22 protein-coding genes are annotated in these 21,202 nt (G+C 40.8%); 6 read left to right on the plus strand and 16 right to left on the minus strand.

Annotated elements, in window-relative coordinates; genetic code table 11:
- Positions 1–8: 8 nt before the first annotated feature.
- The 8 genes from SFU91_10450 to SFU91_10485 all read right to left on the minus strand — a co-directional run bounded on the left by SFU91_10450 (position 9) and on the right by SFU91_10485 (position 9,993).
- Positions 9–1,394, minus strand: a complete 1,386-nt coding sequence (locus tag SFU91_10450; protein ID MDX2129443.1) for a TolC family protein — start codon at positions 1,392–1,394, stop codon at positions 9–11.
- Positions 1,395–1,405: 11 nt separating this feature from the next.
- Positions 1,406–2,266 (minus strand): SDR family NAD(P)-dependent oxidoreductase, encoded by an 861-nt coding sequence (locus SFU91_10455; GenBank protein MDX2129444.1) that lies wholly within the window; start codon positions 2,264–2,266, stop codon positions 1,406–1,408.
- Between the two features lie 12 nt (positions 2,267–2,278).
- On the minus strand, positions 2,279–2,734 hold the full coding sequence (locus SFU91_10460; GenBank protein MDX2129445.1) for a DUF2147 domain-containing protein: 456 nt from the start codon (positions 2,732–2,734) through the stop codon (positions 2,279–2,281).
- 160 nt (positions 2,735–2,894) lie between these two features.
- Entirely contained in the window at positions 2,895–3,527 is a 633-nt protein-coding gene (locus SFU91_10465) for a TetR/AcrR family transcriptional regulator (protein MDX2129446.1), read from the minus strand.
- 72 nt (positions 3,528–3,599) lie between these two features.
- A complete protein-coding gene (locus tag SFU91_10470; protein MDX2129447.1) occupies positions 3,600–4,583 on the minus strand; it encodes an ROK family protein in 984 nt (327 codons plus the stop codon).
- A gap of 84 nt (positions 4,584–4,667) precedes the next feature.
- Positions 4,668–5,483, minus strand: a complete 816-nt coding sequence (gene lpxA, locus SFU91_10475) for an acyl-ACP--UDP-N-acetylglucosamine O-acyltransferase (GenBank protein ID MDX2129448.1) — start codon at positions 5,481–5,483, stop codon at positions 4,668–4,670.
- Between the two features lie 25 nt (positions 5,484–5,508).
- Complete coding sequence (locus SFU91_10480) at positions 5,509–8,202, minus strand: DUF2723 domain-containing protein (GenBank protein ID MDX2129449.1); 2,694 nt, start codon at positions 8,200–8,202, stop codon at positions 5,509–5,511.
- Between the two features lie 75 nt (positions 8,203–8,277).
- Positions 8,278–9,993, minus strand: coding sequence for an SLBB domain-containing protein (locus tag SFU91_10485; GenBank protein ID MDX2129450.1), 1,716 nt, complete (start codon positions 9,991–9,993; stop codon positions 8,278–8,280).
- Between the two features lie 38 nt (positions 9,994–10,031).
- Between SFU91_10485 and SFU91_10490 the strand changes: the two genes are divergently transcribed.
- A complete protein-coding gene (locus SFU91_10490) occupies positions 10,032–10,229 on the plus strand; it encodes a hypothetical protein (protein MDX2129451.1) in 198 nt (65 codons plus the stop codon).
- Here SFU91_10490 and pyrH read toward each other — a convergent pair whose 3' ends face one another.
- The 8 genes from pyrH to SFU91_10530 form a co-directional block, all read right to left on the minus strand.
- Positions 10,230–10,943 carry a UMP kinase gene (gene pyrH / locus SFU91_10495; GenBank protein MDX2129452.1) on the minus strand — a complete coding sequence of 238 codons (714 nt, stop codon included), beginning with the start codon at positions 10,941–10,943 and terminating at the stop codon, positions 10,230–10,232.
- 57 nt (positions 10,944–11,000) lie between these two features.
- Positions 11,001–11,867 carry a translation elongation factor Ts gene (gene tsf, locus SFU91_10500; GenBank protein ID MDX2129453.1) on the minus strand — a complete coding sequence of 289 codons (867 nt, stop codon included), beginning with the start codon at positions 11,865–11,867 and terminating at the stop codon, positions 11,001–11,003.
- 90 nt (positions 11,868–11,957) lie between these two features.
- Positions 11,958–12,686 (minus strand): 30S ribosomal protein S2, encoded by a 729-nt coding sequence (rpsB, locus tag SFU91_10505; protein ID MDX2129454.1) that lies wholly within the window; start codon positions 12,684–12,686, stop codon positions 11,958–11,960.
- A 117-nt stretch (positions 12,687–12,803) separates the two neighbouring features.
- Positions 12,804–13,193 (minus strand): 30S ribosomal protein S9, encoded by a 390-nt coding sequence (rpsI, locus tag SFU91_10510; protein ID MDX2129455.1) that lies wholly within the window; start codon positions 13,191–13,193, stop codon positions 12,804–12,806.
- Positions 13,194–13,221: 28 nt separating this feature from the next.
- The gene (gene rplM, locus SFU91_10515) at positions 13,222–13,677 is read right to left on the minus strand and encodes a 50S ribosomal protein L13 (GenBank protein ID MDX2129456.1); all 456 of its coding nucleotides are present in this window, start codon (positions 13,675–13,677) and stop codon (positions 13,222–13,224) included.
- Between the two features lie 126 nt (positions 13,678–13,803).
- Positions 13,804–13,938, minus strand: a complete 135-nt coding sequence (locus tag SFU91_10520) for a hypothetical protein (protein MDX2129457.1) — start codon at positions 13,936–13,938, stop codon at positions 13,804–13,806.
- A gap of 81 nt (positions 13,939–14,019) precedes the next feature.
- Positions 14,020–14,658 (minus strand): cupin domain-containing protein, encoded by a 639-nt coding sequence (locus tag SFU91_10525; protein ID MDX2129458.1) that lies wholly within the window; start codon positions 14,656–14,658, stop codon positions 14,020–14,022.
- A gap of 7 nt (positions 14,659–14,665) precedes the next feature.
- Positions 14,666–15,643 carry a response regulator gene (locus SFU91_10530; protein MDX2129459.1) on the minus strand — a complete coding sequence of 326 codons (978 nt, stop codon included), beginning with the start codon at positions 15,641–15,643 and terminating at the stop codon, positions 14,666–14,668.
- 233 nt (positions 15,644–15,876) lie between these two features.
- Here SFU91_10530 and rsfS point away from each other — a divergent pair, with 233 nt between their 5' ends.
- The 5 genes from rsfS to SFU91_10555 are packed head-to-tail and all read left to right on the plus strand — an operon-like array spanning position 15,877 to position 21,079.
- Positions 15,877–16,506, plus strand: coding sequence for a ribosome silencing factor (gene rsfS, locus SFU91_10535; protein ID MDX2129460.1), 630 nt, complete (start codon positions 15,877–15,879; stop codon positions 16,504–16,506).
- Between the two features lie 28 nt (positions 16,507–16,534).
- On the plus strand, positions 16,535–17,128 hold the full coding sequence (locus tag SFU91_10540) for a septal ring lytic transglycosylase RlpA family protein (protein ID MDX2129461.1): 594 nt from the start codon (positions 16,535–16,537) through the stop codon (positions 17,126–17,128).
- 26 nt (positions 17,129–17,154) lie between these two features.
- The gene (locus SFU91_10545) at positions 17,155–18,768 is read left to right on the plus strand and encodes an oligosaccharide flippase family protein (GenBank protein ID MDX2129462.1); all 1,614 of its coding nucleotides are present in this window, start codon (positions 17,155–17,157) and stop codon (positions 18,766–18,768) included.
- 3 nt (positions 18,769–18,771) lie between these two features.
- Positions 18,772–20,115, plus strand: coding sequence for an MFS transporter (locus SFU91_10550; GenBank protein ID MDX2129463.1), 1,344 nt, complete (start codon positions 18,772–18,774; stop codon positions 20,113–20,115).
- Positions 20,116–20,173: 58 nt separating this feature from the next.
- Entirely contained in the window at positions 20,174–21,079 is a 906-nt protein-coding gene (locus tag SFU91_10555) for a YihY/virulence factor BrkB family protein (protein ID MDX2129464.1), read from the plus strand.
- Positions 21,080–21,202 lie beyond the last annotated feature (123 nt).

Consider the following 21,202-nt stretch of genomic DNA (forward strand, 5'->3'; position numbering starts at 1 on the left):
ACGAAAATTTATTTTTTGAGAAACAGAGTCAAAGGAAATGATGCGGTCGCCCGTTCCAGTTCTGCATCTTTGATTACCGCGTCGTAGCGGGTAATAATGGCATTGATGGCAGCATTCGTCATCGATGTTTGTGAATCAAGATATTCGACAAGTGACGCTTGACCTTGGGCGTATTTTTTAGCAAGAATTTGAAAAGAGGCGTCGCTCGCTTTCTTTCGTGCATCTGAGACAGATATTAAACTTTGAGCTAATTGTACTTCCTCAAAGAGGGTGCGAACTTGCAGTTCAATTTGTCGTTTTAATTCTGCTTCTTTGAGCCGAAGTCGATTGGTTTCGATTACGGCTTGTTCAGTTTTTGCTTGATCTTGAAAACCATTAAAGATGTTCCATTGCATCACCAAAGAAATGGTGGCAAAATCTTGATTAAAATTGAAATCATACCGATTCCCTTGAAATCCATAATCAATCCCAAGCGATAAAGTTGGTAGAAAATCTGAGCGGTAAATTGATTCAACTTTTTCAGAGGCTTGAATGCCTTTTGAAATCACGGTGAATTCCTCTCGTTTAGATGACAATTGTATGGCGTAATCAAGCGCAGCGAACGCAGTATCAACTTCTTGGAGCTCGAGCGATTCGTCGGAATTGATTAAGATGGTGGCATGCAACTCCCGATTCAAAAGAAAATTGAAATACTCCTTTGCCGAGGTATTCAAGCGTTCTGCTTCCGCTTTTTTTTGCCTAAAGTCTGCAAGCTCGGCAAGAGCGCGATATTCCGCATCTGCTGTGACTTTTTCATTTTTTACTAAGCTCTGACTGACCCGAAGGTTTTCTTCTAAAAGTGGAAGTGTTTTTTGGTAAAGGTTGATCAATTGATTTGATTTTGCATAACTGTAATAGGCAATTTTGATGGAAAGAATTAAGTCGCGCGCTTTTGCTTCAGTATCAGCTTCGGCACTTTCGCGAAGCCGCTCTTTGATTTGGTAATTGAAAAGAACTTTCGGTTGAAAAATTGGCTGTCTGATTTGAACAGTGGTTTCACGTTGTAACGGTAATCGAATATCCAAATCGGTTGGAAATGCATTTGAGGAAGTGACTTGATTTAACGCAGCATAAGCGGGATTAATAAATGCACCTAAATTGATAACATTCCCATAAAGCTCGGTTGCACGAGCGTTTAAGGATATTGAAGGAAGGAACGCTCCGCCTGCTTCTTTAGATGCAAATGAGGATTTCTCAGCTAAAAGCTGCTGTTGTCTGAATGAGAGATTTTGCGACAGGCCCTCTTTAAGATAGTCTTCAAGCTTTTGGGCAAATAAATGATTCGCAAATAGTGTGGCCGACACAATTGCGATGAAGGAAATCAAGTTTTTATTCCGGTGACGAATTCGGTTCATAATCACTCCATTTATTTATGTGTAGATGTTCTGGTTTCTTTTGTCATTTCGCCCATTACGGCTTTCATGATTCGGATTTTCCCCCATCTTGGTACGCTACTTAAACCAAGCATTAACACCTTGGATAGCCACCCGGGATGAACCGTGCTTGCTTTTCCAAGAGATTTCAAAATGGAAGTGGCGACACTCTCGGCTTCGAGCGCGTTTGTCATCGTCATTTTTGCACGAGGTCCGAAACCGGTCTTGACCGGTCCCGGTGCGGCAACGAGTACATCAACATGAAAAGGCTTCAATTCTAAGGCTAATGCCTCACCAAGAGACTGGATATAAGCTTTGGTTGCGGCATAATGAGCCGCAAAAGGAACGCCTTGAAACCCAACAAGAGAGCCCAGCAAAATGATACCCCCTCTTCTTTTCATGCTAAAACGATGGGAAAAATAATGGGCAAGTGTTAGCGTTGCATTGCAATTCAAAGCAAGCATTTCGCGTTCATCATTTAATGAGGCATTTCGGAATTCACCGGAAGTACCAAATCCTGCGTTGAGAACGGCAAGTCCAAATTCATCGGAGGTTCCAGTTATGGCACTATTATCCTGTTCAATTTTTTCGATTTTATACTTGAGTGCTTCCAAGTCCGCTTCTTTGGTTAAGTCAGCTTGAAATGGAATAGCTTGGACTTTGAAATCAACTGCGAAGTGATAAGCAAGTAACTTTAGTTTATCATTGTTTCTTGCCACCAAGAGAAGATTAAAACCAAGCGCAGCTAAGTGTTTTGAAATTGATTCTCCGATTCCCGAAGATGCGCCGGTGACCAATGCCCATTTACCATAACGATTTATAAAACGGTTTTTTTCTTTATTGCTGTAGTTCATCGTATTGAAGATTTAATTTTTTTCGGTAGAAATCACTCGCGTCCATTTTTCGCTTCGTCCAAAAAGTGATATGCCGATATAACCACGGACATTCAGCACATTTTCTTTTTCAAGGGTTAAGATGCATTTGTAGTCATTTCCGTCTTGTGGGTCATAAATTTTTCCACCTCGCCATTCATTGTCTTCGTCATATTTGAAACCTCTTAAAATGGTAAGCCCTAAGCGTGGACGAGAGCGAAGAGATGGGTCAGGGTTTTTCGTGTCCAATGTGTCTTCGCCCGGTGCAGGAACCCCCCAAATAACCGTTCCTTCGAAAGTTCCATCGGCAACTTTTTTGATTTCTATTTTGGCGTTCTTTTTTGCGGTCAACCAAACCCCGCAAAGGGCATCGCTTTCTTGGGCAATTAAAGATTGACCCAATCCTATGGTGAGTAAAAGAAACCCAAGTAAAATCTGTTTGTAAGTCATTTCTAATCTTAATTTGAAGTTTTTTTAAGTCTTGTAAGAAAATTGAACGATGTTTAATTATAGTGTAAAGTGAAGTCCATCAAATGTACGAGTGTAATCTAATTTGGATGTTTTGTTTTGAATAAACGGTTCAAATTTCGGATAGACGGTAGAAAACGCGTTACGAACGGTTGTGATTGGAAGTTGATTTTTCGGCAAGAGACCGAATCATATAGGTCATCCCATCGTGCATCGCGGTTTTGGTTTCTTCAAAGGTTCCGATGTAACGGTCTCGCAAAAGAAGGGAAGCAATTCCGTGAACATTTGTCCACAGCATCATGCTTGCAGCTTTTGGATCGCCGGTGGGGATGTAACCTTCATCCATTGCCAATTTTACTGTGGCGTGTAGCAATTCAAACGATTTCTCACCCACGTGCCAACCTTTGCTTTCTGAAATTTTTTTTCCAGAAGCTGCTGAAATAAACATTAAATCATATCGTTCGGGATTTTCAAAGGCAAAAGAGAGATAAGCCTCGCCAATTTTTTGCAATCGCTCAATCGGACTGCCAAAGAGTGCGGCATTTTGTAGGACTTCATAAAAATCTTCAAATACTTTCAGGTGTAAAGTGTAAAAGATTTCTTCTTTGTCTTTGAAATAAGAATAAATAGCGCCCGGGGTGTATTCGACAAGGTCGGCAATGTGCCGTATCGTAACCGATTCGAATCCCTTTTCTATCCACAGTTTCATTGCTGCATCAAGAATCAGCTGACGAACCGCTTCTCGCTCTCGATTTCTTCTTTCTTGGCTTCCCATAATCAAATAAAAATTAAACGCCGTTCAATTTATTAAAATTTGAAGAACCGTCAAATTTTTATTGAGAAAAGCTTAAAATGTTAATGCAGCCGAGCCGAGGACGCCTGCTTGGTTGCCAAGAGCGGCGGGGAGGATTTCGATATCGTCGTGCATTTCTTTGAGCGTGTAGGAAAGAATGGCTTTTCGAGCGGGTTCAAAAATGAATTCACCAGCACCAGAAACCCCACCACCGATAATAAATTTTCGGATGTCTAAAACTGAAAGAATGTTCGCAAGACCCGTCCCTAAAATGGTGCCAACATAAGTCCAAACCTCAAGAGCTAATGGATCATCAAAGCGGGCGGCTTCTGTGAGAATTTTTGGCTCAAGCCGGTCAAGATTTCCTTCTGAGAGTTCTAAAATTTTCGAATGAGGGTATCGGGAGAGAAGCGTTTTAGCGAATTCTGAAATTTGTTTCTGACCAATTTTTCCTTCTATTGAACCCCGAATCCCAGCGTAAAGTGTTGGGCTTGTGTAATCAATTGTGATATGACCTAATTCACCGGCTGCACCGTTGGCACCACGAAATACTTTTCGATTCCAAATGATTCCACCACCAACACCGGTGCCCAGCGTGATCATCACAAAATGATGAAGATTTTTTCCGGCACCAAAGAATGCTTCACCCAAAGCCGCGGCATTGGCATCATTTTCAGATAGAATTTTGAAGCTATTGCCAATCATTGTAGCGGAGCCCAAGGTGGTCAGTTTATCTCTCAAAACCACTTCAACATTTAAATGCTGCCAACCTTTAATTTTATCGCTGTGAATCGAGGAAAGTCCGTCTAGATTGACCGGTCCCGGAATGCCAATGCCAATGCCGCTAAAATCAGCGGATGGGTTTGCTTGGATTACTTTTTTGATTAACTCAGAGCACCCGATAGCAATTTGCTCAAGGCATCGCTCTGCATTTGCATCTGTAGGGAGATGATGGGTCAGCAAGATTTCGCCAACAGTTGAAACAGCAGCGAACTTAATATAAGTACCGCCAAAATCGACTCCGATTCCAAACTTCATATTATACTCCTTGATTCAACCCTTGGCGCTTATCCCAAAGAAAGTCTTCATGCAGAATTTCAAATTCAAATTTTTTTTAATCACTTATTCACTTCCACCGGCACGGTGAGGGGAGCGAAGTAATTTCCGTTTCCCAAGTTTGTGAAGAAATCCTAAAATTTCTTCTCGTTCATCGGATTGAGGGAATTCATGTTCGATTTTTTCGATCGCGTTTTTGATCAAAAATCCGGATTGAAAAACCAAACGGTAAATATCCCGAATCGTACGAATTGCCTCTGCTGAAAAGCCCCGGCGCTTTAAGCCAACTAGATTTAATCCCTCATATCGAAATGGCTCCCGGCCTGCCATCACATAGGGCGGGACATCATAAACCACACGAGAGGAACTCGCAAGCATTGTGTGTTTGCCTATCCGTGTAAATTGATGAATCCCGCAAACCCCTCCAATGGTCGCATGATCTTCAATTTCACAATGTCCGGCAATTTGAGTTGTGTTTGATATAATCACATGATTTCCGATTCGAACATCATGCGCGACATGAACATAGGCCATTATAAGGCAATGACCTCCAATTTTGGTAACGCCGTTTTCTCCTGTTGCACGATGAACTGTAGCGTACTCCCGAATGGTGGTGTAATCTCCAATTTCTACAAAGGTTCTTTCTTCGGCATATTTCAAATCCTGCGGACGAATTGCGATCACCGCACCCGGAAAAATCTTGCAATTCTTTCCAATTCTGGCGCCATTATAAATCAAAGCATGCGGGTAAATCTCCGTGCCTTCACCAATCGTCACATCATCTTCTAAAATAGCATATGGACCAATTCTTACCCCTTTACCGAGTTGAACATTGTGCCCTACGATGGCAGTCGGATGGATTTGAGTCTTTAAGTTGTCCATTCAATTTTCCTTTGCCAATTCAAGATTACTTTGCCGAATCAACAGCGATTCCAGCAAGTGCGGCAACTTCATCGGATTCCTTTTTGAGCTGAGGGTCTTGGGGATACAGTTTCCTCACACTTTCAAACAATCGGTAGGCGTTCTTATAATCACCTATTTGCCGATAGGTTTGAGCCAAATAATAATTTGGCAAAACATCGGCAGGATTTTCATCGGATTGCTTTTGAACTTTATCTTCAAGTTTCGGAAGCATTGCTTTTGCGCGATCCATTCCACCGGAACGAATGTACATTGAAATCATACTTTGCATTAATCGGAAATCCATATCATAGAGCTCTGTCGGTAAAATTTCTTCTGCTTTATCAAGCACATTTAGCGCGAGCGCTTTATTTGAAATGGTATTCAATTGCCCTGTCGAATCTTTCACCGAGGTTGATTCATTTTCATGTTCAATTAAATCAGCAGCTAATCTTAAAAAGACATTTTTATAGTTTGAAACCAACCTACGGCTGTTTTCATCCAAATACACGGAAGGGTTATTGAGGTTGCGGTATTTGAATTCATACATCAACTTATGATACATAATTTGACGGTCAATTTTCCCGTACCCACCTTCATCGCTCGCAATCGGCACAACTTTATAGGCAAAACCATCCATCCGCAAATATTTATCAATGCCAATGCGATTGGATTCTGAAACGGTAATCGCAAAGTACACCGGCCGCTCCCAAAGGTTATTGTAAATCGTTTCATAAACCACACGGTCTTGTGCGCGGATGAACCCTCTTCCCCCGCCAGCATCAAGAGTCGGGTTAAAGCGCCAACGAATCGTATCGACTATCGTTTCCGGTTGAAGACCACCTTCAGTTAAGCGAAGTCTGTCTCGCATTTGATATTGTTCTTTGATGCCCTCGGGAACCGGCATGACAACTTCACGAGCCGGCCATTCTTCATAATTTAATCGCTTAATGGCGGCATCGCTTAGAGAAAATTTCACTGGCTGAGCTTCTCTAGGAGATTCATTTTTAAGTTGAAGTATGTACCAATCTGTATTGGCTAAACTGAGATTAACGACTCGTACATCCTGACGAACACCCGCAACTTCCTGCATATACCATAAAGGAAATGTATCATTATCGCCGTTGGTAAAGAGCACGCCGTTGGGTTCGCAACTGTTGAGAAGGTTATAGGCATAATCATAGGGCACATAGTTCCCACTTCGATCATGCATGTGATAATTGACTTGCAGCATTCGGGCATTAATGAAAAGTAATCCGAAAGCGGCGATACCAATCGCTCCAAACTTTAACTTTGTTTCGTCTTCAATGGATTCGCGAATAGTTTCGAAAAGCGCATCAATCCCTATTCCAATCCAAATTGCAAAAGCAAAAAAACTACCGACAAATACATAGTCTCGTTCACGAGGTTGAGGCTCCGCAGGGTTTGTATAAATACTTATAAATACGCCGGTAAGTAAAAAGAGAGCGGTTATGGCAAGTGCCATATTCCACTGCTTTCTGAAATGAAAAATCATCCCAAAAAGACCTATGATTAGCGGGATTCCGAAAAGTTTCTTAAAGTCTGCCCCATCATCTTGAACATCACCGGCTCTCCCTGCAAAATTCCAAAGGAAATACCGACCCCACATGTGTCCTATTTGATACTTGACAAAGAAATCCCAATCGCTAGTATACTTCTCATAATTTTGTTGATGATCCGGGTCTTGTGACCAGCGACGGTTGAGCAAGGGCAAATCACCGTACTGCTCACGATTGAGATAAGAATACAGCTTCTCCATTGTGTTTGGAGAGTTTTCATTAATTGGGGTTTTGTGATTTGACCGAATGTAAACTGTTGTAAAGCTTGTGTAAGCAATGACTATGAAAAACATCCCGATTGCAGCGGTATTCCACATCCGCATTTTATTAACATGTGTGTAATAAATTGCATACACAAGTCCCAATAAAATGAGAACACCAACCCAAGGGGTTGTATCACGCATTAAAGCAGGGATTCCTTTCACAACACCCGGATACATCAATAAAAAAATTCCTGAAGAAACCACCATTAATACAATAAAGCTCTGCAATGAAAACGTATATCGGCGGTTATAATAAATAATGGCCAAAGAAAAGAAAGCAAGAATAGATTGAAGGTGAACGCCAATCGCTAACCCAAATGTATAGGCAATGAGAATCAACCACTTTTCGTTACCACTTTCATCAGCGACTTCATTCCACTTCAAAATCAACCAAACAACGGCAGTATTAAGTATCATAGAAAAGCCATAAACTTCCGATTCAACAGCATTAAACCAAAAGCTATCACTAAAAGCCAAAGCAAAACCGGAAATAATACCGGCGCTATAAGCAGAAATTTTTTCTGAAAGGCTCCACTCATCAGCCTTCCGAACGCGATAGAGTTCAATAAATTGAATTGTAATAAGGGAGCAGAACATCGCCGCAATCGAACTGCAAAGGGTTGAAACCAAATTGACGCGCGCGCCAATATCACCAAACGGAATTAAGGTGAAAATCCTACCAACCATTGTAAAGATTGGGGTTCCGGGAGGGTGAGGAATTCCCATCGTATAAGCAACAGCCGTAAACTCGCCGCAATCCCAAAATGAAAAAGTAGGTGCCATTGTAAGGAGATAGATAATCTCCGAAACCAAAAATACAAAGAGGCCCACAAGGGCATTAAGTCTTTTATGTGTCATTGTTAAGTTGATTCGATGCAAAAAAGCCCATTAAAACTGGAAATCTCCCCAAGAGGGTAAAAAAAGAGCGGTAATTTAACGAACATTTTGAATAACAAAGTATGTCGTGGCAATTGCCCCAATAATTCCACTTATTTGAAAAAAAATGGTCACAAAATCTTTCCAAAATGTTGATTTCATTTTTTCCTGAACAAGGATAATATCTGAAGGTTCTATTTCCCCAACAGCATCTCCCTCTAGCAAATCTCCCGTATTGGGTTTGAGAACCAAAACTTCGTCTTTGAGCGCGCGCTTTCCATATCCACCAGCAGCTTTAATGTAGTCATCGATAGTTTTACCTGAGTGAAAAGGGATATTACCGGGATATAATACTCTTCCAATAACATTGACATATGGTTTGTAGTACGGAATTTCAATGATGTCTCCGGGTTCAATTAAAATGTTTTGTGTGGTGTCATTATCTTGGAAGAGCTTCTTGAAATTTACGGTCATTTTACCTTTAGGCTCGCGCTTTCTTGCGGCAAGGTATTGCACCTCTTCATTTTCCAAATCTGCTTTTTCGCCAAGTGATGAAATTTCAACATCACCTCTCATCACTTTAGGCCGATAAAGTGAGGCCTCTTCCAATGAGCCGTCAGGTCGGATACCACCTGCGAGTTGGAGCGCTTCTTTGAGAGTGGTTTTTCCTTTTTCAATCCGATATGTCCCCGGTACAAATGCATAACCTTTTATCTCGATGGTTTGCTCTGGAAATAACAAGGGCAAGCGCCGAACGATAACAATGTCATTTCTTTCAAGCGGGAGATTTTGTTCAATATTCCAACCCCGAATTGAAACAAAAAGTGATCGCGTGGTTCTTCTATCAGAATTGAAACGGATAATCTCAACGCTATCTAAGTTCGCGGTAGATTCCAAAACGCCACCGGCTAATCTTAGCAAGGTAAAAAGGGAATCACCCGGTACAAATTCGTATCGATCCGGATATTTCACATCTCCTAAAACTGAAATTACATCTTCAACACGCCGCTCAACAAGAAGCACATCACCTTCGCGCAAATACATGTTATCGCGATTATCTGTAAGTCTATAAAATCGGAAAATGTCAAGTTTGTGAATCGTATCGGGATTGCTACGGCGAAGTTTCACTTGACGGAGAGACGCTTTATCCAGCAAAGCAGGGCTTCGAGTAATGGCATCAGAAACACGGTCTGCAGCGCTTACCCGAATTTTTGAGGGCAAAGAAACTTCTCCTAAAACATCAATTTCAAAAGTCCTCATAGTAACAAGTGAAACGGAAATCTCTGCTTTTCGATAAGTCTTTAAGAGTGTGCGATGCACTGAATCACGAACCTCAGGGATGGTAAGCCGCTTCACTACAATTTCGGCAAGCCTTGGTAAAATCAGTTTCCCTTCAGGTGTTATTGCAACTTGAAATGAAGAATACGTTTGTGAAAATATACTAATGAAAAGCACATCGCCGGGGCCTACGATATAGGTTTCAGGCGCAAATGATTGAGTGAGTGATGAATAAGCACTGTTTTGAAGCATATTCAGTTGATAATTCGTGGGACTTGGCTGTGCAACCGAATTTCCTTGAATCGGGGAAGGTGAGCCGGGAAGTGCTTGAGCGCTTAAAACTTTAATAAAAAGGTTCGGAGCGAAAAGGATGAGAATAAACCCAAATAAAAAATAGAAATTTCTGAACTTCTCAAACAAATTATCATCCGAAGAGATAGAACGATTTGCAACGAATTTTTGCAAGGCTATCAAATTCAAAATATGAGAATTCATTATCTTACAAATAGCGTAATAAAGTAAATTTCGTTCCAATGTCAACTCTTTCGATTTCAATACTTCTCATTCTCTTTGGCAGCGTAATTTCAATCTATGGATTTATTAATTATCGCAAAGCGGGAGAATGGGAAATGTGGGCTCCCAAACTCAAGGCAATTGCTACGATGATCATCGGTGAACTGATGTTTGTTTCAGGTGCCGGATTATTGATTTACTTTTATAATTTTCAGTAATTATTGAACCACCGAGCCGATTTCCTCACCAATCGCAAGCCGCTTAAGATTTCCGGGCGTATTCATATTCATCACAACAATGGGAAGAACATTTTCCTGACATAAAGTGATAGCGGTTAAATCCATCACTCTGAGATTCTTTTTTAGAACATCGAGATAAGAAATATTTGGAAATAAAGTTGCTGCCGGATTTTTCTCAGGGTCTGAGTCATAAATCCCATTCACACGAGTGCCTTTTACAATAACACTCGCTTCTATTTCAATTGCTCTAAGCGCAGCTGCGGTATCGGTGGTGAAATAGGGGTTTCCTGTCCCTGCACCAAAGATGACAATTCTCCCTTTTTCTAGATGCCGGATTGCACGGCGGCGAATGTAGGGCTCGGCGATTTGTTCCATCTTAATTGCGGTTAATAGCCTTGTGAATACTTCAATTCGCTCAAGGGCATCTTGCATTGCAAGAGAATTAATGACTGTCGCTAACATTCCCATATGGTCGGCTTGAACGCGATCCATTGTTTCTGCCGCTTTTGAAACCCCTCGAAAAATATTTCCCCCCCCAATAACCAACGCAACCTCAACGCCTAATTCGTGGATTTCCTTGATTTCTAGAGCAAATTTATTTAAGGTTTGGATATCAATGCCGTAGCCTTGACTGCCCATTAAAGATTCTCCGCTTAGCTTAAGAAGCATGCGTTTATACTTGAGTGCGCTCATGAATTGCTTTCAAAATTGGTCAAAAAAAAAGGTCTTGACTTGCAAGACCTTTTACAATTAACGATCACCGAGCTGGAATCGAACGAAGGACTTTACTTCTACTTTACCAACGGAATCAGAAGCTTCCTTAAGTAAATCTGAAATTGCCTTGGTATTATCCTTGAAGAATTGTTGTTCTAAAAGAACAACATCTTGATAAAACTTTTCAATTCGGCCTGCAATGATTTTATCCATCATTTTTTCAGGTTTTCCTTCGCGGAGTGCTTGTTGCTTGAAAACTTCTTTTTCTTTCTCAAGCATCTCTTCTGTCACGCCTGTACGATCAATCGAAATCGGTGCATTGGCGGCAACTTGCATCGCAATATCTTTGCAAAGTTGAAGTGTTTTTTCATTTGAAGCTCCGCTTAAAGAGGCCATAGAAGCAAGCTTTGCACCGGGGTGAATATAGGTAACAACAACCCCATCGGTGGATTTAATGTAAGCATATCGACCAAATTCAATCTTCTCCCCGATTTTTCCTACGAGGGTCTCAACTGCTTTTGAAGCGGTAATATTGTCGTATGATGCACCAAGGTTAAGATTGAGAACATCTTCGAGCGAATTGCATTTGTGAGCTAACGCTAAAGTCGCGGTATGGTTCAATAGCTTTAAGAAGTCATCGGCTCGGGCTACAAAATCGGTTTCGCAGTTTAATTCCAATAAAAGAGCTTCTGTTTTTTCGTTGTTGAACGCGGCGGCAATGGCGCCTTCCTTCGCTTCACGATCTGCGCGCTTGGCTGCTGCTACAGCTCCTCGTTCACGAAGCCATTGAACAGCAGTTTCCATATCACCATTATTCGCTTCCAAAGCCTTTTTACAGTCGCCCATTCCGGCTCCTGTCTTATCACGAAGTTCTTTAACGAGTTTTGCAGTTATTTCTGCCATTTTCAAAATGAGTTGTAGGTTAAAAATGCGATTCAAAAAAGAACCGTGAGTTGCTCACGGTTCAAGTAATGTTTATCGTATGGATAAAAACTAATTTTTTCCTGAAGCGGCAACATCCATCTCTTGCTGCTTATCGTTTGCCGTTCTGGCAGCAATAATAACATCCGCTGCTGCTCCGATGATGAGTTCAATTGAACGAATGGAGTCATCATTTCCCGGAATAATATGCGTAACAGTATCAGGGTCGCAATTCGTATCAACTACTGCAAAGGTGGGAATACCTAAATTGGTTGCTTCTGCAACGGCAATATGCTCCTTGCGAATATCAACCAAAAAGAGAGCTGCAGGAAGGCGTGTCATGTGCGAAACCCCGCCAAGAACCTTAACGAGCTTTTCCTTTTCACGGGAAAGCATTAACCGTTCCTTTTTGGTAATAATATCAAAGGTGCCGTCGTTTTCCATTCGTTCAATTGAATTTAATCGGCGAACGCTTTGTCGAATGGTGGAAAAATTGGTCAGCATTCCGCCTAACCAACGCTCGGTTACGTAAGGCATCGAGGCACGCTCGGCTTGCTCACGAATGATTGATTTGGCTTGTTTTTTTGTGCCTACAAAGAGAATCTCTTTGCCGGTAGAGGCGATGTTTTCGAGCGCATTGAATGCGTCTTCTGCCATTGTGACTGTCTTTTTGAGATCAAGAATATGAATCCCATTTTTTTCCATAAAGATGTATGGCTTCATCTTTGGATTCCACCGGCGGGTCAAGTGCCCGAAGTGAGCACCTGCTTTAAGGAGCTCTTCAATTACAAGTTTTGGCATTGTTTGATGTGTTTAGTTTAACCGCTACACCACCTCGGTTCGGGATTGCTTAGCAACACTTCCGAACCGATTGGCTTACAAACCGCAAGCCGGTGATGTATGTGTATTGAAAAAAAATTAACGCTTCGAGAATTGGAAACGGCGTCGAGCTTTGCGTCGGCCGTACTTCTTACGCTCAACCATTCTCGGGTCACGCGTCAAAAGCTCGTCTTTGCGCAGTGCTGGACGAAATGTTTCATCCATTTCAACAAGGGTCCGTGCAATTGCAAGGCGAACTGCACCAACTTGACCATTGACGCCGCCACCTTTAACTGTCACATAAAGATCGTATTTCCCAACACCATCAACTGCAACAAAAGGACGCATCACATCCTGACGGTGCAATTCGCTTGGAAAATAAACTTCAAGCGTACGGTCATTGATCACGATTTTTCCGGTACCCGGCTTAAGAAAAGCACGCGCCACGGCTGTTTTTCTTCTTCCGGTTGAGACAAGTGTTTCAGACATTGAATCGAAATAAGTTTAGTGTTTTGAATTATCCGAGTGTAACGGGAGCCGGGCTTTGTGCTGTATGCGGATGATCAGCATTCGCATATACTTTAAGCTTCCCATAAATTTTTCGACCCAAGTTATTCTTAGGTAGCATTCCCCAAACGGCATCTTCTATGACGCGTTCTGGCTTCTTATTAAATACATCCGCAAACTTTTCGTAGCGACCGCCACCCGGATAAAGCGTATTGTGGAAGTAAACTTTGTTTTCTTCTTTAGCACCCGTAAGCTTTACCTTTGAAGCGTTGATCACAACCACAAAATCGCCGGTATCAATATGAGGCGTAAATTCAGGCTTGTGTTTACCTCTTAAAAGTGTAGCAACTCTTGTTGAAAGCCGACCTAAGGTTTGCCCTTCAGCATCAACAAGCAACCACTTGCGTTCCACTTCGTTCGGCTTTGCCGAGTATGTTTTAAAACTGATGTTGTCTTTCTTTTTCATCGATCGATTTGAGATAAATAAATTGGATTCTTATATCTAACAGGCGATTCCGGAATGGACGGCTTATTTTCACATTCAGTATTTGCGCAAGACTCGGGATCTCAAGCAGCCCTAAACTTAGAATTCTCAACGACCGACTCCCACCTCAGCCGCAAAACTTCCTAAGATTAGATACCCAAAAAAGGTCACAAAAGTACGGCTATTCAGCCATTTATGCAAGAAATAATTGAATTTTTTGATTGATATTTTCTTTCGATTCATAGTTTACTGTGCAGATTGATAAACCAAAAGAAAAAAGGGATAATTTGTTTGGGTCCAATTGTAAAATGGGGAATATTTTCTTCAAGGTTTAACGGGTAAAAAGAGAGGTTTTGAGGTTGAATCAAGAAATCTTGTTAGCATTGGCCCGATGCCGTGGATTTGAAGGACAGTTTCACCTACAAAGAATTCAAAGTGAGGCGCCCCGGGTTCAAAAGTATAAGTTTGCCCGGGTAAAATCTTTTTTAGCTTTTTGTCATCCCATTTTTCTCCCTCACCAATACAAAGCATACCGGATAAAACCATCGTACTAATCACATTGGGGTGTGAATGTGGCAATAAGGTTAATCCGTTTGGATATTTCACTCTTAAAACAAAAAATCCAGATTTAGATCGGTCTCCGTAAAGTGGCATCGAAGCGATTCCGGGAAGAACCGGTGAAGGAATCCAAATCCCAAGTGATGTGATACTATCTTGAGGAATTGTAAGTATCGGGTTCGAAGATTGAGGTACTTTCGTTTCAGAAGGCGTTGAAGCACCAATACTTACAGGGCTACTTTTACCAGACTGTGCCAATGAAATTGTGGTGCTGTTGAATAACACGAAACAAAGTAAGATTAACCAAAATCCGGTTTTCCCGGCAGATTTATGAAAAAGGCGAACTCTAGAGATCACCCTAAAATTCGCCTTAGCGCTTGAAAAAGAAGTTGATGCTGTGCTCACAAAAGAGTTAATAGGTGGTTGAAAGTTTTGAAATTTGACGAGCTTTGTTTAGCGCATCTTCAATATTTTTGGCTTCACCGGAGTTCAGATTCACAAAGCTTCTGTGAAATACTTTGGAATTTGCTTCAGGTCTCTCGGCACTTTCATGATGCCTCGAAATGGCGAGTTCAATGGTGGTTTTAAGAAGCTCTCGCTTAAAGGGTTTAACGAGATAGCGAAAAACTTGCGCTTCATTGATTAACCGAATGGCAATATTGGCATCGCGGCTATCACTTAACAAAATGGATACAATATCGGGATATTCGATACTGACGGCCGCTAAGAATTCGGCACCGCTGATTCCTTCTAAGGCAACTTCAGAAATCAACACTTGGATGCCGTGGGTTAGCAAAATTTCGAAAGCTTCTTTTGGGTTGAGCGCTGTATAAACTTCGTACTTATCTTTCAATAGCTCGCGATAAGCTTCAAGAAATGATGGTTTAGGATCTACAAATAAGATTTGTGGTTTTGCCTCGCTCGAGGGAATTCCGTCGATAGCCGAAAGAATGCCAAGTGATGCTGTAGATGCAAAAGATCTTGGCGGTTTGGGTGATGCGGGAGGCGAGTTTTGAACCTTATCTGCGAATTGGCAAGCAAGCTTGACGGTATCTTTAAGTTTGGAACTAATCCAAGGCTTATTGACATATCTGAAAATCTCCCCGGTATTTACGGATTCGATGACTGCATCAAGATCGGCATACCCGGTCAACAAAATTCGGACAGTGCCGGGAGAAATTGCTTTGACTTGCTGAAGCAATTCAACACCGGTCATTTGGGGCATTCGTTGGTCACTTATCAAAACATCAATTTTAACCCCTTTTTTGAACAGATTTAATGCTTCTAAGCCACTACCAGCGGTGTAAACTTTGTAGTCATCAAAGAGGAGAGAGAGCGATTGAACGATGTTCGGTTCGTCATCAACGAAAAGTAGCGAATGGTTTGTCATGATCGTATAAAGTAAAAAGTCGATTGAAAAATCGGATATCCGACAAAAAAAATTAGAAAGCAGTGACCTGCTACAACGAAATAAAAGAACAAAAGGAATCAAAGTAGAAAATAAGAAAACGATAATTTTCTGCTAACTTTGCATGTTCCTGAATCACTGAAAAAAAGGATTCAAAATGAAAATGAAATTAAAAAGAATAAAAAGAAATCGAAAAATTCTAAATCGAATAACACTTGCCAAAAAAAGAAACGACGAATAAAGTCAAAAAAACGATCTCCGCTAAAAGTGCTTTAAGTACGGAAGAAAACTTGAAAGCAACCTCCAAAAAAAGGAGCACAAAAAAAGAAACACCATTAAAGGAAACATCGGTTAAAAAAAAGAAAAGCGAATCACTGAAAACGCTTCAAAAGCCGAAGCTCACCAAAACGCCAAAAAAGAAACCAATAACAAAAAAGAAAACAGAAAAAAGCGATACAAAATTTTCATCATCCAAGAAAGTTACATTATCCGAAGCTGAGAAATTGGCTCGAAAAGCAGCCGAATTTGCTCTTTCGAAAAAGGCGACGGATGTTGTTCTACTTGATGTCAGAAAAATTTCAGGAATAACCGATTTCTTCCTTCTTTGTACGGCTGATTCCGATAGGCAAGTTAAAGCCATTGCGGAAGAAATTGAAAAGGGCTTAAAAGACGAAGGCGATTACCCAAGCTATGTCGAGGCCAAAGAATTAACTTGGGTTGTAATGGATTATTTCAATGTGATCATTCACATTTTTGTTAAGGAGAAAAGGCATTTTTATGCTTTGGAAAAGTTATGGGGCGATGCGCCGATTTATCATATTCAGGAGGAATCAAAAAAAATCTAACGCATTTCGGGGAGGCAAAACCATTAGGATGTTATACAAAAAGCTCGCGATTTCCCTTTTTTGGGGCTGTTTCATAATACTTCAAAGTGCGGCGAGTTGTAACTCAGTAACGCGGTATCAGTCTGAAACTATCCAACAGCCAAAATCGCTTTCGAATACAACGACTGCTCAAATTGAAAGTGCTAGGGATTCATCGAAGCAAGATCAAAGACTGGAACCAAAGCCGGCGGTTATCCAACCTTCGCTCAAAATATCTGCCGATACGGCGGTTCGAGAAACTGCAATTGCTGGTTATCTCGCTGAGGGTTTTGCGACTTATTATGCGGAGGAATTTCACGGCAGAAAAACCACGAATGGTGAAATCTATGATATGAATGGTATTTCTGCAGCGCATCCGAATTTACCAATGGGAACTTGGCTTCGGGTTACCTATCTAAAAACCGGAAAAGCAATTGTCGTGCGTGTCAATGACCGAATGCCGCCGAACGAGAAGGGTAGAATCATTGATCTCTCGCTTGGTGCAGCAAAGCTTTTAGGAACTGTCGCAGAGGGTGTTGCCAAAGTTCGTTTAGAAGAGCTTAGCGAAGAAGAAGCGAAAAACGACGCTCTCAATTCAAAATAAGTTTCTCAAATCCACCCGCTGATTCAATGCTTGCTAAGCTGAAACTTCTCTTAAAAGATACAACGATTTATGGTGCAAGCACCATTTTGGCAAGCGGGTTGAATTATCTTCTTGTTCCATTTTACGCCAATTTGCTCACCTTGGAAGAAAATGGTATTCAATCGATAATTTATTCTTCAATTACTTTCGCTTCGGTTATCTATACTTTCGGTCTCGAATCGGCGTACTTAAAATTTGCGGCCGATAAAAAAGTATTGGAAAAGCGTCAGTTAGAAGAATCGACGAAAGAAACCACGGTAGTCACTAATAAAGTCTTTTCCCCATCTTTAAGTGGATCAAATGAAAACCACCCAAAATGGGGCGAATCAATCTTTTCTACACCCTTTATTGGGCTTTTTTCATCATCCCTTTGTTTTACGGTTTTCATTTTTATCTTTTCTTCACGCATCGCAGAAGTACTTGGTTTAAGCGGTGCTGAATCAGGCTATGTCCAATTTGCAGCGGTGATTTTGTTGATTGATACGATGTCAACATTGCCTTTGGCTTGGCTAAGAAGTGAGCGTAAGGCGGGGATTTTTAGTTCAATAAAACTTGTCAATGTTCTTGTTACGATTGCAGTTTCTCTTTGGCTTGTCGTTGTTGAAGATTTGGGTGTACGCGGAGTTTTCTATGGAAATATTGCAGGATCAATAATTTCGCTTGGTTTGGCGAGCTCCTATACAATAAAATTTTCTGCTTTTGTTCCACTTCGATTTTCAAAAAACTTGTTCCGTCAGATGATGCGGTACGGTTTGCCCTTGGTTCCGAATAGTATCGCTATGATGTTGATTGATTTTGTTGACCGCTTGATTTTGATTCGAATTCCGCAAGAAACGATTCAAGAAATTTATGGACAGCAGATTTCGCCAGAGGCGCTCGTAGGTATTTACGGGAGGGTCTATTCGCTTGCTGTATTGGCGCAACTTTTGGTTAGAATGTTTCGATTTGCTTGGCAACCTTTTTATCTCCAACAAGCCGCAGAGCCCGATGCAAAGGCGCTATTTAGTAAAGTTCTAACCATCGCAACTGTATTTATTACAACCTTTACTTTATTTGCCTCCTTTTTTGTTCCTCTTGTAATTCAAATTCATTTTTTTGGAAAGTTTTATATACTTCCCCCTGCATTTTGGATAGGGCTCTCGGTTTTACCCATACTTTACCTGAGTTATGTTTTTGATGTGATTTCAAGCATTCTATTTGCTGGCTTGCTCATTGAAAAAAAAACAGAGTTCTTGCCTGTAATCACACTTATTGGCGCAGCTGTTACAGCGATTCTTTGTTTTGCATTGATTCCTTTACCTAACAAATGGGGTGCAATGACCGGAGCAGCTCTTGCAACAACAGCGGGTTCGCTTGCAATGGCAGTGGGTGCGTACTTTTTTTCCCAAAAAATTTATCCGAATAACTTTGAGTGGGGGAAAATTTTGCTCTCACTTTTTTCGGCGTTGTTCATATTTATTTTTTCAAGTTACTTGAGTTTGTTGATGAATTCGTGGATTGTCAATTCAGTGAGTTTTTCGATTTACACAGGACTAATCCTTTATTTTTTTAGGGTTGAAGCAAAGCAAGTCTTTTATAGGGTGAAAGGAAAGAAAGCCTAATCAATGGAATCATTTCAAAAGGAAAAGGGAGAGAAGTATGAAACAAGAAAAAGCGGAATCAGGATTTGTACCCTTGAAGGGCTATTTGCAAACGCTTTTATTGTTTTAACTGATGTCCCGGCTTTAACTCAGTTTGCCGTAATTCTTTCTGCAGGGAATGTGCTCACTGCTTTCATTGGCGCACTCCCTTACGGATTGCGAGCATTTCAATTATTGGGTGCTTTTATAGTTGAACGCGTCGGAAGAAGAAAATTTTTGAGTATTCTATTTGGCATATTCAACCGAGAAATTTGGATTCCTTTTATAATATTGGCACTCATTTTTTACGGTCACCCTGAAATTATTCTCCCGCTCTTTGCGATTACAGTATTCATTTCACAGTTTTCAAATAATCTATTGGCGGTGACTTGGATGTCTTGGTTTTCGGATCTTGTACCGCCAAGAATTCGTCCAACTTATTTGGGATTCAGGCTATCGGTGATGGCCGTTGTAAACCTCAGCGTGACCTTTCTGATGGGCTTTACGATTGATAGTTTTAAGGGGTGGGGAGGAAAAGAATTTGAAGCCTATGGATACCTGTTCATGCTTGGTATTGCGGCCTTATGTGGACTAATCACCCTATTTTTATTTTACTATCAATATGAACCTCCTTTTCAAAAATCTGTAAATCAAAATTTCAAGAGCGATGTCTTAATTCCAATCAGGGATAAGCGATTTCGGCCGATTCTTGAATATCTATTCTATTGGCATCTTTCTATTGGTGTCAGCGGGGTTTTCTTTACGGTTTATATGCTCAATGTTTTAGGCTTTAGTTTTACACTGGTATCGATTTACTTTATGATTATGACGGTTGGGAGAATCCTCTTCAATCCGATGTGGGGAAGAATTGTTACGAAAATTGGTGCCGCTTCTGCATTGAAACTTGCTGCTGCAATTAAAATCATTGAACCCTTGTATTGGATTTTTGCGACACCCGATGCAAGTTGGTTTGTGTGGATTGATGCGCTGAGCAATGCGATTTCAATTACAGGATTTGAACTTGCAATGATGGATGTTCAATTTTCCGAAAGTTCAGCTAAGGGGCGAAGCTATTATTTTGCTTGGTGCGGCATCACTGCCGGGCTTGGATTTTTTATTGCCTCCGCGGCTGGTGGAGCCGTTGCGGAATTTGTTGAAGCAATCTCGCTTTCAACACCATTCGCTACAATCGAAGGATATCATTGGCTTTTTATTCTTTCGTCAATAGGTCGTGCCTTAAGCCTATTCATATTTATGAGGGCTTGGCATCAATTACATACTGAATTGCCTTTTTATAAAAAAGCAATCTCACTCATTCGAAAATCTTAAGTTAGATCTTCAATGATAGAATTTCCCTCCAATACTTTAGAAAAAAATTTTATTGTCAATGATCTTTGAGGAAAAGCATTTAAGGAGACTTGTTTTGCAAAAATATGTTCAGACAATTTGGAGTTACTTGACAACGCTTTTTCAAAAGTTTGATCAAGATAATGCGTTGCTCTTAGCCTCTGCGATTGCATTCGATATTTTTCTATGTGGATTTCCATTCATTTTGATTCTACTTTCTCTTACTACCGTTTTTTTGGAATCCTCACATACTTCCGTCAGTGCCTTGAGCATTTACCTTTCAAAGTTTATGCCGAATGGAAAAGAAATCTTGGATTCACTACTTTCAAGATTAATTAATGACCGTCCAAACATCAATCTTTTCGGGGTTCTTGGGCTTTTGTGGACATCAATGTCGCTTTCCTCAACTTTGCGAACGGTACTTTCAATTGTATTTGAGTTTAAGGAGACACGGTCTTTTTTTAGAACAAGGGCAATCGATTTCTTGGTTGTATTTGCTCAGTTTTTATTCTTAATCCTATCCATTTTGATAACCGGCGCAATTTCGATTTCGATGTATTGGATTGAAATGAACGGCGACGTTATCCCTTTTCTTTCTTCGGCATTTGGAAGAGGAATATCAGTTACAGTGGCGATGCTGTTTTCAATTTTAATGTTTTTTTCAGCGTATCGTTTTTTACCAAATGGAAAAGTTGATATCAGAGCTGCTTTCGCAGGAGCTTTTATTTCCGGTGCTTTGTGGGAACTTGCCAAATATGGGTTTGATTGGCTCGTGACAAGATTTACTTCAACAGAGAAGATTTATGGTTCATATAGTGTCATCGTGGCGCTTGCGCTGTGGGTTTATTATTCGGGTATTCTGTTCATTTTAGGCGGGGAAATCGCAAAGATATTTGCTTCACGAAACCATCGGGTTTTGGTGAATGAGCCACGTAATATCGGTTAACGAGAACTTAATACACTCTATTCCATTTCTTCCCTTAGGCTGAACTAACTTTAATCCTTCGCTTTTTAAGAAGTAAAAGTCGATCAAAAAGTTTCCGAACAGTTTGAACATAAAGAATTGTTC

The sequence above is a fragment of the Chloroherpetonaceae bacterium genome (assembly GCA_033763895.1).
Lineage (GTDB): Bacteria > Bacteroidota > Chlorobiia > Chlorobiales > Thermochlorobacteraceae > JANRJQ01.